14 protein-coding genes are annotated in these 14,591 nt (G+C 36.2%); 11 read left to right on the top strand and 3 right to left on the bottom strand.

The window, feature by feature from the left end:
- Positions 1–215 precede the first annotated feature (215 nt).
- On the top strand, positions 216–1,121 hold the full coding sequence (locus FCS21_RS13530) for a hydrogen peroxide-inducible genes activator (protein WP_138624078.1): 906 nt from the start codon (positions 216–218) through the stop codon (positions 1,119–1,121).
- 121 nt (positions 1,122–1,242) lie between these two features.
- Here FCS21_RS13530 and FCS21_RS13525 read toward each other — a convergent pair whose 3' ends face one another.
- Both FCS21_RS13525 and FCS21_RS13520 read right to left on the bottom strand, forming a co-directional pair.
- A complete protein-coding gene (locus FCS21_RS13525; RefSeq protein ID WP_138624077.1) occupies positions 1,243–2,145 on the bottom strand; it encodes a radical SAM protein in 903 nt (300 codons plus the stop codon).
- 125 nt (positions 2,146–2,270) lie between these two features.
- Complete coding sequence (locus FCS21_RS13520; RefSeq protein WP_138624076.1) at positions 2,271–3,215, bottom strand: hypothetical protein; 945 nt, start codon at positions 3,213–3,215, stop codon at positions 2,271–2,273.
- Between the two features lie 367 nt (positions 3,216–3,582).
- On the opposite strand from FCS21_RS13520, the gene FCS21_RS13515 reads away from it, so the two are divergent.
- Both FCS21_RS13515 and FCS21_RS13510 read left to right on the top strand, forming a co-directional pair.
- A complete protein-coding gene (locus FCS21_RS13515) occupies positions 3,583–5,187 on the top strand; it encodes an ABC-F family ATPase (RefSeq protein WP_138624075.1) in 1,605 nt (534 codons plus the stop codon).
- A gap of 664 nt (positions 5,188–5,851) precedes the next feature.
- Positions 5,852–6,244, top strand: a complete 393-nt coding sequence (locus tag FCS21_RS13510) for a hypothetical protein (RefSeq protein WP_187695300.1) — start codon at positions 5,852–5,854, stop codon at positions 6,242–6,244.
- Here FCS21_RS13510 and FCS21_RS13505 read toward each other — a convergent pair.
- Positions 6,241–7,632: an MATE family efflux transporter gene (locus FCS21_RS13505; protein WP_138624074.1), complete on the bottom strand. Its 1,392-nt coding sequence runs from the start codon at positions 7,630–7,632 to the stop codon at positions 6,241–6,243. The genes FCS21_RS13510 and FCS21_RS13505 overlap by 4 nt on opposite strands.
- A 307-nt stretch (positions 7,633–7,939) precedes the next feature.
- Between FCS21_RS13505 and FCS21_RS13500 the strand changes: the two genes are divergently transcribed.
- The 8 genes from FCS21_RS13500 to phrB all read left to right on the top strand — a co-directional run bounded on the left by FCS21_RS13500 (position 7,940) and on the right by phrB (position 14,513).
- Positions 7,940–8,431: a DUF2878 domain-containing protein gene (locus tag FCS21_RS13500; RefSeq protein WP_171035712.1), complete on the top strand. Its 492-nt coding sequence runs from the start codon at positions 7,940–7,942 to the stop codon at positions 8,429–8,431.
- Between the two features lie 18 nt (positions 8,432–8,449).
- Positions 8,450–9,031: a chalcone isomerase family protein gene (locus FCS21_RS13495; RefSeq protein WP_246047248.1), complete on the top strand. Its 582-nt coding sequence runs from the start codon at positions 8,450–8,452 to the stop codon at positions 9,029–9,031.
- Positions 9,021–9,593 (top strand): DUF3833 domain-containing protein, encoded by a 573-nt coding sequence (locus tag FCS21_RS13490; RefSeq protein ID WP_138624072.1) that lies wholly within the window; start codon positions 9,021–9,023, stop codon positions 9,591–9,593. The genes FCS21_RS13495 and FCS21_RS13490 overlap by 11 nt, the downstream gene beginning before the upstream one ends.
- Positions 9,594–9,758: 165 nt before the next feature.
- Complete coding sequence (locus tag FCS21_RS13485) at positions 9,759–10,355, top strand: LON peptidase substrate-binding domain-containing protein (protein WP_171035711.1); 597 nt, start codon at positions 9,759–9,761, stop codon at positions 10,353–10,355.
- Between the two features lie 262 nt (positions 10,356–10,617).
- Positions 10,618–11,235 carry a sigma-70 family RNA polymerase sigma factor gene (locus FCS21_RS13480; RefSeq protein WP_138624070.1) on the top strand — a complete coding sequence of 206 codons (618 nt, stop codon included), beginning with the start codon at positions 10,618–10,620 and terminating at the stop codon, positions 11,233–11,235.
- Positions 11,228–11,935, top strand: a complete 708-nt coding sequence (locus FCS21_RS13475; RefSeq protein ID WP_138624069.1) for a ChrR family anti-sigma-E factor — start codon at positions 11,228–11,230, stop codon at positions 11,933–11,935. The genes FCS21_RS13480 and FCS21_RS13475 overlap by 8 nt, the downstream gene beginning before the upstream one ends.
- A 62-nt stretch (positions 11,936–11,997) precedes the next feature.
- On the top strand, positions 11,998–12,957 hold the full coding sequence (locus FCS21_RS13470) for a YbgA family protein (RefSeq protein ID WP_138624068.1): 960 nt from the start codon (positions 11,998–12,000) through the stop codon (positions 12,955–12,957).
- A gap of 152 nt (positions 12,958–13,109) precedes the next feature.
- Entirely contained in the window at positions 13,110–14,513 is a 1,404-nt protein-coding gene (gene phrB / locus FCS21_RS13465) for a deoxyribodipyrimidine photo-lyase (protein ID WP_138624067.1), read from the top strand.
- The last annotated feature ends 78 nt before the right edge of the window (positions 14,514–14,591 follow it).

Genomic DNA, 14,591 nt, shown 5'->3' with positions numbered 1-14,591 from the left:
TAGCTGAAGATAATCATTCGTTTTTTAGAACCTAGTTATCTTTTAGGTATTTATCAGTTATCTTTTATTATTTATAAATAAATTCAATAGATTAGTTTTTTATTAGATTAAATGTATAAGGGGGCAGGAGCCGATTAATTATATTTTTTATGACAAAATATAAAAAAACAGAATAGAATTGTCCTTACATTCACTAAAATCTATCATTGGAAAATATGATTTCAATAAAGCAATTGTATTATGCGTTAGCGGTGGAAAAAACCTTACATTTTAAAAAAGCTGCTGAAGCTTGTAATGTTTCTCAGTCGGCATTAAGTACGGCTATTAACGCACTTGAAAAGCAATTGGGTATTACACTCTTTGAGCGTAACAATAAGCAAGTGTTAGTGACAGACAAGGGGCAGTTAGTACTTAATAAAGCGAGAAAAGTAAAGCTAGAAGTGGAGGATATTTTACAAATATCGCATACCAGTAATCAACTTTTTTCAATGGCAATGACACTAGGCGTTATACCGACAATAGGACCTTATTTACTGCCTAAAGTATTACCGACTCTACGAAAGAAGTATCCTGACTTTAAGCTGAAAATTATAGAAGAGCAATCACACGTATTAGTTGATATGTTGAGAAAAGGGGATATTGATGCGGCAATTTTAGCTTTGCCATTTGCGATTGACGGCTTAATGCGCTTTGATTTTTGGCAGGAAGATTTTTATTGGGTGAGTCATAAAGATAAGTGTCCCAACCAAATGCAAGAAATCACCAGTGAAGAGCTAGAGCTGGACACATTAATGCTATTAAAAGAAGGGCATTGTTTAAAGGATCACGCGTTAGCTGCCTGTAGCATGCAAAATAAAAAGCAAGATACTGATTTTGATTCGGCCAGCTTACATACGTTAATTCAAATGGTAGCGGGTAAGTTGGGGAGCACCTTGGCACCTCAGATGGCGTTAGACCAGCTTATTTATAATGAATCAGAGTTAAGAGCTATCCATTTAAATGAGCCAGGACCACACAGAATAATTTCATTAATGATTCGTCCCAACTATGTCAGAACTGATGAAATAGCCTTATTAAAAGATATATTTCACCAGCAACTATCAGAAAAGTGTAATTTGTAACTGCATTGAACCTGACCTCTTGTTAAGAAGGCGATTTATTAAACTGGTTTCAGGTTATTTAGTTTAAAGGGTAGGCAAGCTTATTCATTTGGGACAAATGACTAGGTAGTATGAAAATAGCTTAAAGACCTCTTTGCCACTCTTGCCTTAAATTAGCATGACTGGGTTGTTGCAATGCTTTTCTTACTTGACTTAATAAAGCCTCTTTATCATGACCTAATACACCTTTAAGTACCAGATAATTTGACGCATGATCAGAGCGGAAAATCGTTTTCTCTAAATCGAGTTCAGCTAATAATGTTTCCATTTCAGTGAATAATTCTTGCTGTGTTAATTGTCTAAATGGTGGTAGACCGGTTTGAGTGAATGCTTGAGCAAAGCGTTGCTCCCCTAACGGAAAAGACACCACTAGGGTAGATAAATAGTTAGGTTGAGCTTCATTCATTAATTTAGCTGAATTGATGGCATGCTGTCGAGATAACTCTGGGCCGCCTAAGCCATTGAGGATCATCACTGAGCTTTTTATACCCGCTTGTTTTATTTTATTGAGCGCAATTAATGAACTTTGATAACTCTCACCTTTTTCAATAAGTGTGAGCACTTGGTCGTCACCACTTTCACAACCTATATAGAGCAAAGACAAGCCTAGATTTTTCAACTCAGTTAATTGTTCAGCTGTTTTATTAGTTAAATTTCTTGGTAAACAATAACTAGATACTCTACTTACTTGGGGTAAATGTAGTTGTATTAATTGAAGAATTTCTTTTAAACGGTTAAAAGGTAACATCATTGCGTCACCATCAGCTAAAAACACTCGTGTTGTTGGTATACCAGACTTGGCTATTTTGACAATTTCTTGCTCTATTAAGTCAATTTTTTTAGGCTTAAATTTTTTATTCTCACTAGTATACATATCGCAGAAGGTGCATTTATTCCATGAACAACCGTTAGTCACTTGTAAGATTAAGCTCTTCCATTCACTTGGTGGGCGAAATACAGGTTCAATATAGCTTAAAGGGTACATATGTTTTCTACTTAAGTTGGGTTAGAAATTAGTTAGTGTGTTAGTTGTCTTATTTGAAAAATTTAACGTTAATATTGGTCAGACCAGGGGAGTTTATATCAGTATGACAAGAACAGGCAACACTCTTATGGGAGGATTAGTTTCTTATCAACGATTAATTTTTCTTGTTTTTTAATAGGCTTTTTAGTGACTTGATTTAACTTTATCATATAAGAATTTCGGCCTATACCATTAAACTCTTCATCGGTAAAAATGATAGTGTTATTGTCAGCAAAGGTAACGGCTTCTTTTTGGGTGACTATCCCTAAATTAATTTTATAGGCATCACCGGAGAAAAAATTATCACCTTGCCAATTTTCAAATAACCATAACCGCTCTGAATCTAATAAAACTAATTTAGTTCTATCGGGGCTTAAGGCTGCAGAAGTTATCCAACAGAGTTTTTCATAGGTCGTACAGGTATTAAAATTACTAATAAAGTCGGCTTGATAATTATCGGCATGATCGCCAATTCTATATAAATTGGTATCCCCATCAAAAGGCTTAGTACGATTTTTTGAAAAAAGATATAAGTTTTTTTTATAAAAAACAAAAGCTTCTAAGTCAAAGTTTTTTTCTGACGCTTTAGGTGGGAAATTTAACTGTTTAGGAAAAGTAAATTTAATGATTTCAGCTAGTGTTTCAGTGCCTTTAATATCGATAGGGTTTTCAATTTTATAAATGGTTAACCATTTACGTACATTGTCATTATCACCAAAGTCACCAATAAAAAAATGACCAAAATCATCTTGGGTCATATCTTCCCAGTCGAGATTTTTAGCATTGGTAATAGTGATTGATTTACTTATTTTACCGTTGCTTTCTATTTGGTGTAATTGCGCTGAATTACCACCGTCGTTAATCCCCCAAAAGTTTCCCGCCTTGTCGAATTCAATACCAGAAATTTCTTTAAGTTTACTGTCTAAGGTAACGAGTTTAGTACTATAAAGTGTATAAGTAGCCATCAGCGCAAGTATTAACACCAGTAAAGTACTCAGGATCACTATCGCGTATACCGATTTTTTTATCATTAATTATCCAAGTGAAATATAGTTTAATAAATAGAGCTAATAAATTTGTGTGTGCGGGTAATAATGCCGCTTAGGTTGATTCGTTGCTTATAGGTAAGCGTTATTAATGTATGACGTTATGCAAATACTATTCCCAGAAAATATTTGTGATGAACTTTTGTTACCTAGTTTATTGTTTAGTATGTTTTTTATTCATTGGTTAATACCTTTTTGAACATTTATCAGGTTGAATATTATCATTTTTTTAATTAACCGTGACTAAAAAGCAAACAAATAATATAAACGTTAGGTAGGGTTCTTGTTAAAATTACTGTATGATACGCGCCTTTAAAATATCCATCTTATCAGCAAAACTCGGGAATATCTTTTGATCACTACATCTAACATTACCATGCAATTTGGCGCAGAGCCGTTATTTGAAAACATTTCGGCTAAATTTGGCAACGGTCACCGTTACGGTTTGATTGGCGCAAATGGCTGTGGCAAGTCTACATTTATGAAAATACTAAGTGGAGACTTAGTGCCAAGCTCAGGTAATGTATCTGTAAGTACTGGCAACAAAGTAAGTACTTTGGGTCAAGATCAATTCGCTTTTGAAGAGCATAACGTGATTGATACTGTCATTATGGGTGATATGGCGTTATGGAAAGTTAAGCAAGAACGTGACGCTATTTACGCACAAGCAGAAATGAGTGAAGCAGACGGCATGCGTGTTGGCGACTTAGAAAGCCAGTTTGCAGAAATGGACGGTTACACGGCTGAAAGTCGCGCTGGCGAAATACTATTAGAAGCCGGTATTGAAGAATCTTTTCATTACGGTTCAATGCAACAAGTAGCACCAGGTTGGAAGTTACGTGTGCTACTTGCACAAGCCTTATTCGCTAATCCTGATATTTTATTGCTTGATGAACCGACCAACAACTTGGATATTCACACCATTAGTTGGTTAGAAAACGAGTTAAATAAACGTAAGTGCACCATGATTATCATTTCTCATGATAGGCATTTTCTTAACGCTGTTTGTACTCATATGGCTGATATTGACTATGGTGAATTGCGTATTTACCCAGGAAACTATGAGTTTTTCTTAGCCCAGTCTAGTTTACTACGTGAGCAGCTATTAGCGGGTAATGATAAAAAATCCGCTGAAATTGCTGAACTACAAGACTTTGTTAACCGCTTTGGTGCTAACGCTTCAAAAGCGAAACAAGCTAGTTCTCGTGCTAAAAAAATGGATAAAATTAAACTTGATGATGTTAAATCATCGAGTCGTATAACGCCGAAAATTGCTTTTGCACCGGGCAAAAAAATGCATCGTCAAGCACTAGAGCTTGAGGGCTTAACGCACGGTTTTGATGGTGAAACGCTATTTAGCAAAGGTGATTTGTTATTAGAAGCTGGCGCTAAATTAGCTATTATTGGTGAAAATGGTGTCGGTAAAACCACCTTATTACGTTGTTTAATGGGCGAGTTAGAGCAAAACGAAGGTGTGGTTAAGTGGTCTGAAAATGCTGCTGTTGGTTATTGCCCACAAGATAGCGGTTCATTCTTTAATAATGACCTAACGTTAATGGATTGGATGTCACAATGGCGTAGACCTTGTCATAACGATTTAAGTGTCCGTGGTATGTTAGGGCGTATGCTTTTTACTGATGACGATGCTAATAAAAAAGCACGTAATTGTTCTGGTGGTGAAAAGAATCGCTTGTTATTTGGCAAGTTAATGATGTCTGATGTTAATGTGCTTATTATGGATGAACCAACTAACCATATGGATATTGAAGCAATTGATGCGTTAAATAATGCTCTAAAAGAATTTGAAGGCACGTTGATTTTTGTAAGCCATGACCGTGAGTTTGTTTCAAGCTTAGCGACACGTATTATTGATATTAAAGATAAAAAATTAGTCGATTTCCAAGGCACGCTAGATGAATATCTTGATAATCAAGCCAAAGCACAAAAGGTAGCCTAGCTATTTTTGTATACTTATAGAGCTATTTTTATATAGTCAATGGCGTGTTAATCAAAGGATAGTAAAGACCTGGTTTCTTTATCTTAGTAGTGAACACTCGCGATAAAAATAAAATAAAGTTAAGGCTGTTAATCGCACCTTAGCTTTTTTTTTGCCCTTTTAAGTAGCAGATACTTGCACTGTTTTCATTGAATTATCATATTGCATACGTTATAAAGTTGCAGAGCAATTGATAATTATTTGTACAGTTAAGGGGTGTTTGTTAACTGTTACTAATTGACGACAGGTGTGGGTTGGTTACTTATTCTAGTTAATTATTTGTTTAATAAAAATATATTCTGCCATGAAGGTAGACTACCCAGTACAGCTGTTGCTTATTGGCAACAGCTTTATACTGCAAAACTTAGTTAACTCTATTGATAGTAACGAATTGTAACATTGGCTTACTTATTGCTTAATTGTATGGGCGGTTATTAATATTAACTAACCATTAGTGCATTAATGTTATGAGTGTCTTATTTATATCCCAAACAGTTCAATTACTAGGATAGCCTTACTAACCTTAGCTATTATTTACATGAGTTTTATTGCTAACGATAAGTGATTATTAAGCCTATCCTTAGCAATAAGTCTTAAGTATTTATTACTTTATAAAGGAAAAAACATGGCAGAGCCGATATCAGAAAAGAAACCAGAAACACAATCACGTTTGATAAAGATAGATGGTTGGATTTTTGAAATTAAAGCGGTACGGGCAATTCGTGTTGAAGAATACGGCCAACCTTACTCTGCTATTGCAAATATTAACCTCAATGGTGATAACGCTTATATAGATGGTTTACTCACCAATTCTTCATCAGAGCTCGCCAGAGAAGACTTTAATACCTTAAAGCAATACTTGCAGTTATTAGGTATTCAAGAAGTACAGTTTGACCGTTATAAAAATAGTACATCGACATTTCGCTCAGTGGACCTTTCTAACCTCGATGAAAAAACAACGGTAGCTAAAGAGGCTGAAACAGCAAAACCTGAACTATTGAAGCTTGTCAGTGGCTAACTAATAAGCTTACTTTTATTTATCTCATCCGTGACATTGTTAGTTAGGTAATGGATGGGTAAACGCTTCTTAAACTCACTTTTTAGTAAATAAAAACTTACCGCTGCTTGAATACAGATACTAGTAACAGACACATACCAAAGTTGTTCAATTTGAAAGTCCGCTTGTTTTGATAACCAAAAGGCAGGAATGATAAATGTAACTAAGCGTATTGCAGTACTAAGCAAAGCGGGCATAGTATTGCCCAGTGCTTGAAATAGCCCTGAGCAGGTAAAAACTAAGCCTGACGGTACAAAGTTCCAACAAATCACCTGTAAAAATATAACACTAATTAAAATAACCTCTTCATCAGTTGAAAACGCGGTTAACAGTAACTCGGTTTGACTTAAACACACTAGGGTAATAATCGTCATTAATGAGCATGTCATGATAGCCGACCAAGTAAATGTTTCTCTAACACGCTGAAAATTTCCCGCGCCAAAGTTTTGTCCCGCTATCGCTGGAGCCGCAAAGGCGATAGCCATAGCAGGTAAAAATAGCGCTTGCATCACACGAGAGCCAAGCCCAAAGCCTGCCTGAGCATCAGCGCCAAAAGGTTTAATTAGCCAATAAATAGTCGCCATATATATAAAGAGTAAAAAGAATTCGCCGCCAGCAGGTAGACCAATCACTAGTAGCTTTTTTATCCGTGGTACATTCATTACCCAAAGCGAGAAATCAACGCTGATGTACTTATCTGTTTTGATAAAGTAATAACATAATAAAACCACTGCAAAAACAACAGATAATGAACTAGCAAGACCAGCCCCTGCAATGCCCATTGCATAGTCTGAACCCCAGCCAGAAATTAATAGCGGTGATAAAATGATGTTAACTAAAATAGACAGTGTTTGAATGATCATCGTTGGTTTAACAACCCCTGTACCACGTAAAGCAGCGCTAATAGAGACCATGATAAACTGCAGTGCCATACAGGGAATAAACCAGTGCAGGTAAGCTAACCCCATTAGCACAGTTTCAGTATCTTGTGAGATGAAATTAAGGTACGTTTTTGCTCCTAAGTAACCAATAATACAAACAATAGTGCCTACGACACTAGACATCATCATGGACTGGTTAAAAGTGATATTTGCATCTGTTTTGTTTTTTGCGCCTACAGCATGAGAAATAAGTGCGGCGGTACTAACATTGAGTATTTGTGTGAGCGAGAAGATTAAAAACATCGCGTTGCCAGCTAAGCTCAATCCTGCCAGCGCAGCAGGACCTAACTGACCAACAAAGTATAAATCAACAATAAAATAAAGTGTTTGAATAACCATGCCAATCATCATAGGCAATGCCATCGCGATCAGGCTTTTAGGAATAGAGCCCTGAGTAAGATCTTTCATATAAGTGGTTCCGCAGGTTATGTAAGGTGAAAAATCATACTTAATTGAAGATTATGCTTCAGTTAAAGCTAAGCCGTCAGAAAGTGATAAGGACAATATAGTTTACGGTATTGAGACTTATTAAATAGCTTAGCGCAAGCCGCTCTCGTCATTCGTCAATAGGTTTAATGATAGCAAACCTATGGTGTTAATAGTGACTTATCATTCTCTCACTGAACTTGTAGGCATAAGTATTAATCTAAATAGTAACTTTTAGCGTATAGATCATTAATAGAGTTTTATCTTTCATTTAAATAGCGAGCGACGCTTGAACTATTCACTGATTTTTAATGCAGTAGGTTTTAACCTAGCCTGGTTTGGTTTGGTTTATTGGGGCAATGCTTTTATCCCTATTAGCCTGTTATTACTGTTAGCTCACTTTTACTTTAATAGCCAAGTAAAAGGTGAATTACTATTAATGGTTATCATAACGTTTTTTGGCATATTGGTTGATTCCTTATTACAGCAGTTTACATTTTTTATCTTTGCAGAACATAGTCATCTGCCATTTTGGTTAATAACGTTATGGGCATGCTTTAGCGCAACCATTTGTCATAGTTTACATTTTTTAGCTGGATCTAAAGTTTTACAACTCCTTGTCGGCGGACTCTTTGCACCATTAAGCTATATTGCGGGTCAAAAAATGGCAGCGGTTGAATTTGGTCAATCACTGTTATCAACGTATGTCACCTTAAGTCTGTTATGGGGTTTGTTGTTTGTTTTATTTTTTATGTTAAAAAACCGTTTGGTTAAGGTTTAGTTAAAATAGAGGTCACTTATGAATAACGTTTATTATTATCTACGCTATGGCGTTTTATCGTTAACGGCGTTTCTTATGTCCGTTAATGCAACTCAAGCTAAAAGCATGAACGATGAAATGATGTGGCCATATGACTTATCAAGTCAGTTGATAACACAAGATTTTGTTACGGTAGGTGAGGCAACTTTTTCTGTTTTATTTTGGGATATTTATAAAAGTAAATTATTAACTACCTCAGGAAATTATCCCGTTGAGGTAACGCAAGATAATTTACTTTTTGATATTAATTATTTAACAGACATTGCCAGTAAAGACTTAATCAATAATACCATTGAACAGTGGCAACATTTAGGTATAGCAGCTGAAGTATACCAAGCCTATTTACCGCAATTAAAAACGCTATGGCCAGATATTAAAGAAGGCGATAGCTTATCGTTATTAATTCACCAGGGACGCAGCATTTTTTATTTTAATAAACAATATATTGGCGTTATTAATGAACCAGAATTTGGGCAAGTTTTTCTTGCTATTTGGTTATCTAAAAACACTAGTCAACCGAAGTTGCGCAATAAACTATTAGGAAGTACCAATGAAAAATAAACTTAATAAATGCCTATTGATGTTAATCACTGTTGGTCTTATTTCAAGTTGCTCAACAAACTTAGATGATTACCAACAAACTCACAAACCATTTGATATTAAAAATTATTTTGATGGGCAGGTTATCGCCTGGGGGATGGTGCAAGATTACAGCAATAAAGTAAGTAGGCGTTTTTGTGTTGAAATAGAGGGAACATGGCAAGGTGATCAAGGCGTTCTTGCCGAAAAATTTTATTTTAATGACGGAGAAATTAGCTACCGTAACTGGCAATTATCTAAGCAGGCTGATGGTAGTTATCAAGGGACTGCTGAAGATGTCGTTGGCATAGCTATTGGTAAGCACCAAGGCTTTGCTTTTCAATTTCAATACCAACTATCACTGGAGGTTGACGATGAAACGTATCAAGTATCGATGGATGATTGGATGTATCAGCTAGATGAGTATCGAGTGATGAATAAAACTTCAATGAGTAAGTTTGGTATCAATGTTGCCGATATAACGCTATTTTTTGATAAACAAACACCGATACAAACTTGCCCGAGTGTTGATAAAAACAACTAATCATACTGATCATTTAATACCTTTGTTACGTATATATTAATAATGACTAGTGATACTACTAGCGATTTTATTAGTGTCCTCTAGTGCCGTTTAATTACGTGATTATTAACACATACCAAGAAAAAGCAATAACCTGACAAGACCTATATGATAAAGAAGTTACCTATGAAGCAATTAACCACGAAGCAGACAAGTATTGAGTTACCTATCTTTCCATTGCCAGTATTTTTACTGCCAGAAGGAGTTACCAAGTTACGTATTTTTGAGCCTCGTTACTTGAAAATGGTGAGTGTTGCCTCATCAGGTCAAGGTTTTGTTATTTGGTTAAATGACAACAGTATTAAAGCTGACGTTAATGACGGTACTATGCTTTGGGGAAGTTGGGTTGAAATAATTAATTTTGACCAAGGTGATGACGGGGTACTTGAAATTGATGTTAAGTGTAAATCTCTGGTGGTTATTAATAGTGTAATGAAAAGCCGTGACAGTTTTAATGTCGCCAAGGTAAGTGACATTACCCATTGGTCACAAAAGCACGCCGATAATGTCAGTAGCGAGCTAGCAACGTCGTTAGAGCATGTTTTTGCAGAGAATGATAACCTTAATGAACTTTACCCTAAAAAATCCTTAGGTGATAGCCATTGGGTATTAGCGCGGTGGTTAGAAATACTGCCTATTGAACTGAACGTAAAAAGTGGTTTTGTTGTTAATTATAATTTCCAAGAAGCTAAACGTTTTGTGGAATCGGTTATCTTTGATTAAACCTGTGGTTAAGTCTTTGAATAACCATTTCTCCGGTTTATAGCTAACAGCGATAGCTCAACTAGGGTTACTCTACAGTCAACACGCTAGCGAGATACTACCAATAAGCGAGTAATCTAGCTCTAACTGTTAGCCTTTTATTTTTACTTTAGCTATTAAATTGTGTTTTTAACGTCTGGTTAATTTATTTTAACAAAAAGTGATCCTTGCTTGTTTACCTGCGTATAACTTTACAATGCTTTAAACATAGTGAGAAAAAGTAATGCAGACTAACTTGCTAAGCAAGCCGACAAATGATAAATCTAGTCATATGTCAGATAAAATAAATCACCCCCAGCTTTGTCAATGGCTTCAGTCAGTTGCGCAAAACAGAGATCAACAAGCGTTTACTCATTTATTTAAGTTTTTTGCACCCAAAATTCTACGTATTGCCCGTGGTAAATTTCCTAATGAAGCACAAGCTAATGAAGTGGTTCAAGACACCATGAGTAACGTTTGGCGAAAGGCCCACCTCTTTAATCAAGACAAAGGTGCCGTAACTACTTGGGTTTATACCGTCATGCGTAATATTACTTTTGATATGCTTAGAAAAATTCAAGGTAATAAGGAAGATAATCTCAGTGATGATATTTGGCCTATAGCCGAGAGTATGTCTACTGAATCTGACGCTTTTGATGACCATTTAGAGAATAAAGCATTACTTAGCGTTATAGATAAATTACCACAATCTCAACAAGATGTTGTTAAAGGATTTTACCTAAGAGAAATGTCGCAAGAACAGTTGGCTAAGCACCTTAATTTGCCATTGGGCACCGTTAAATCTCGTCTACGGTTAGCCTTAGGAAAACTCAAAGTACAGTTAGGAGAAAAATATGATTAAGCATCACCCTAAATTTGAGTTGATTCAAGCGTTTGTTAATGGTGAGTTACCTGCTTCGTTATCTGCAGGTATCGCGATTCATGCTGATATGTGCCCAGTTTGTCAGCAAAAAATTGCACAATTTACGGATCAAGTTGCAGAGGTTAGTTTTGAAGAACAATATCTTGATCGTTTTATTGTCGATAGCGTGACCGCTGATAGTAAAACAGCAGCAGATAGCTTAGATGATAGTACAGAGATAGACTTTGAGCAGATGATTGCCGGCATTGTAAAGTCACCAGCAGAGGTCAGCGTCCCTAAAGTAGAAAAAACAATTGAATTTAAAGGGCAACGTTATAAGCTTCCGACAGCACTTAATAACATGGCCTTAAGTAAAACGGCTCATATAGGTAAATTATCGCGCACACGCTTGCAATTAAATGAAGGTGAAATACATACCAGTTTATTACGCATTGAGCCAGGTGGTGGCGTACCTGAACATACTCATAAAGGGTTTGAACTTACCGTGTTATTAGCGGGTTCATTTCATGATGAAAGCGGTGACTATAATGAAGGTGACTTTATCATGCTAGATAGCTCTCATCAGCATCACCCAATATCTACTGAAGGTTGCCTTTGTTATACCGTTGCTAATGACGCATTGCACTTTACTCAAGGCATAAATAAATTACTTAATCCTATTGGATCTTTGATTTATTAGCTTATGATACATTTACGTAAAGTTACTCGTTAGAGCTAAAACACAGGTTATAGGGAATAGATATGATTTATAGCGTTGAGAAAAAAGATTTGGAAATAGGTATTAGTGCCTGTTTAATCGGTGAAAAAGTCCGCTTTGATGCCAGTAACAAACCATCAACTTTTTGCATAAAAGAATTTTCACAATACGTCACTTATAAGTCTTTTTGCCCTGAAGTTGCCATTGGTTTGCCTATTCCTCGGCCAACTATACGTCAAATTAAGCAAGGTGATGTTATTCATGTTGCTCAAAAAGATGGCTCTGGTGATGTAACCGAAGCATTAAGTGCTTACGGCAAAAAAGTGGCTAGTATGACTAGCTCGTTAAGTGGCTATATTTTTTGTGCTAAAAGTCCCAGTTGTGGTATGGAAAGGGTTAAAATTTACAGTCCAGAAGGTCATGCTCTGCCAGCCTATGGTATTGGTGCTTTTGCTAGAGAAATTATGGCAGCGAACCCATTATTACCTTGTGAAGAAAATGGTCGCTTAAATGATCCATTATTACGTGAAAACTTTGTTGCTAGAGTATTCGCTTATAAACACTGGCAAACGGTTGCTGCTTCTGGGTTAACTAAGCACAAGTTAACCACTTTTCATAGCCAATATAAGTATACAGTGATGAGTCATGACTTAATCGCTTATAAAGAACTTGGACAATTATTAGCAAGAGCCGATTTACCACTAGCTGAAATGGCATCGCAATATATTTTAGGATTAATGACCGCGCTTAAAGTGGTGGCTACTCGTAAAAAACATGCCAACACATTGGCGCATATTCAAGGTTATTTTTCTAAGCACTTGCAACCTAATGAAAGGCAGGAGCTATGTGAGCAAATAGATGCCTATCGTGAGGGGCTTATTCCGTTAATGGCACCATTAACACTAATTAAGCATTATTTATTACACTACCCAAAAGATTATTTAACACAGCAAGCGTATTTGTCACCTTATCCTGAAAAGTTACGCTTAAGATACGCCTATTAGTTAGCGCGATTGACAACTACAGCACACGAGCGTTAACAGCAAAAGTACTCTAATTTATTAGCGTACTTTTTTTTTAAGTACTTTTAGGCTTATGTTTATATTTACCTTTATATTTATACCGTGTGCATCATAAGCGCACATAAGGATCTCCTTTGCTACTTTGGTTTCGTAACGATCTTCGCACACATGATAACCCCGCTTTACATTATTTTCTTAATCAAAACGGTGCACAAGTACCGAATAAGGCGATTTTTTTTATCTGTGAAAAGCAATGGCAGCAACATGATTGGTCACCAATCAAAATAGATTTTGTAAAGCGACATGCTCAGGCACTGGTTAAGGAGTTAGCGGTATTAAATATTGAGCTTGAATTAATTGAACTGGATGATTTTGCTCAACAAATATCCTATTTAAAAGACTACTGTCAGCAGCACAATATTACTGAAATAGTCGCTAATAGTGAACTTGAGTTTAACGAGCAACAACGAGATAAAGCCATCATAGCTAGTGATATTAGATTAACGCTATTTGAAGCTGATGTTATTGTCCCTAAAGGCAAAGTACTTAATCAGTCTAATAGTATGTATAAAGTATTTACCCCGTTTAAACGTGCTTGGTTAACTTATATTAAGCAAGCCGGCTTTGATTACTTAGGCAAGGTATCGAGTAGCACAGTGCCATCAGATTCAACTGCAAGTTTAACTAATGACGATAACACAGTGACACAAGCTCAAAGTCTGTCAGATGCTTGGCCATTATCCTATGTGATTGAGCAGCAAGTATTAGCCACTTTCTTTCAAGAGAAAATAAGCCAATATCAACGTAATAGAGACATTCCATCCATTAAAGGCACTTCAGGTATCTCGCCTTATTTAGCGACGGGAGTTATTAGCCCTCGTTACGTATTGCGTTTATTACTGAATAAGTACCCCGATATTTTAGTGGCGTCAGATAGCGAAGAATTTTCATGGTTAAATGAAATCATCTGGCGTGAATTCTACCGACACTTAATGTTTCATGAACAACGACTTTGCAAGCATCAAAGTTATAAAGAACATTATCAACATATGCCATGGCAAAACGATGAGCGTTTATTTCAAGCCTGGTGTCAGGGCAGAACAGGTTATCCGCTCGTTGATGCCGCCATGAGACAGCTCAACCAAACAGGTTGGATGCATAATCGACTACGTATGGTAGTTGCGAGTTTTTTAACAAAACACTTATTAATTGATTGGCGCTTAGGCGAAAAGTATTTTATGCAAAACCTTATTGATGGTGATTTAGCGGCTAATAATGGCGGTTGGCAATGGGCAGCTAGCACGGGGTGTGATGCACAGCCTTACTTTAGAGTGTTTAACCCTATTAGACAGAGTGAGCGATTTGATCCAAAGGGTATCTTCATACGTAAATATATACCAGAACTTGATGCTGTTTCAGACAAAGCAATACACTTTCCGCATCAATATATTGCTGATCATAAACTCAATATTTATTGGCCAGCTATTGTTGAACATAAAGAAGCCAGGTTAAAAGCGTTAGCTTTCTATAAAGTTTAGTGAGTAAATTTTGTCGTTGTTAAACGCTCCTTACTTTGCTCAGTGTTGAGTAAGCTAACAGCTTAACAATCCCCTTTG

The sequence above is a fragment of the Colwellia ponticola genome (assembly GCF_005885605.1).
GTDB classification, from domain to species: domain Bacteria; phylum Pseudomonadota; class Gammaproteobacteria; order Enterobacterales; family Alteromonadaceae; genus Colwellia; species Colwellia ponticola.
Note: the sequence above shows the minus strand (reverse complement) of the source record. Positions and strands in the feature narration are given on the sequence as shown.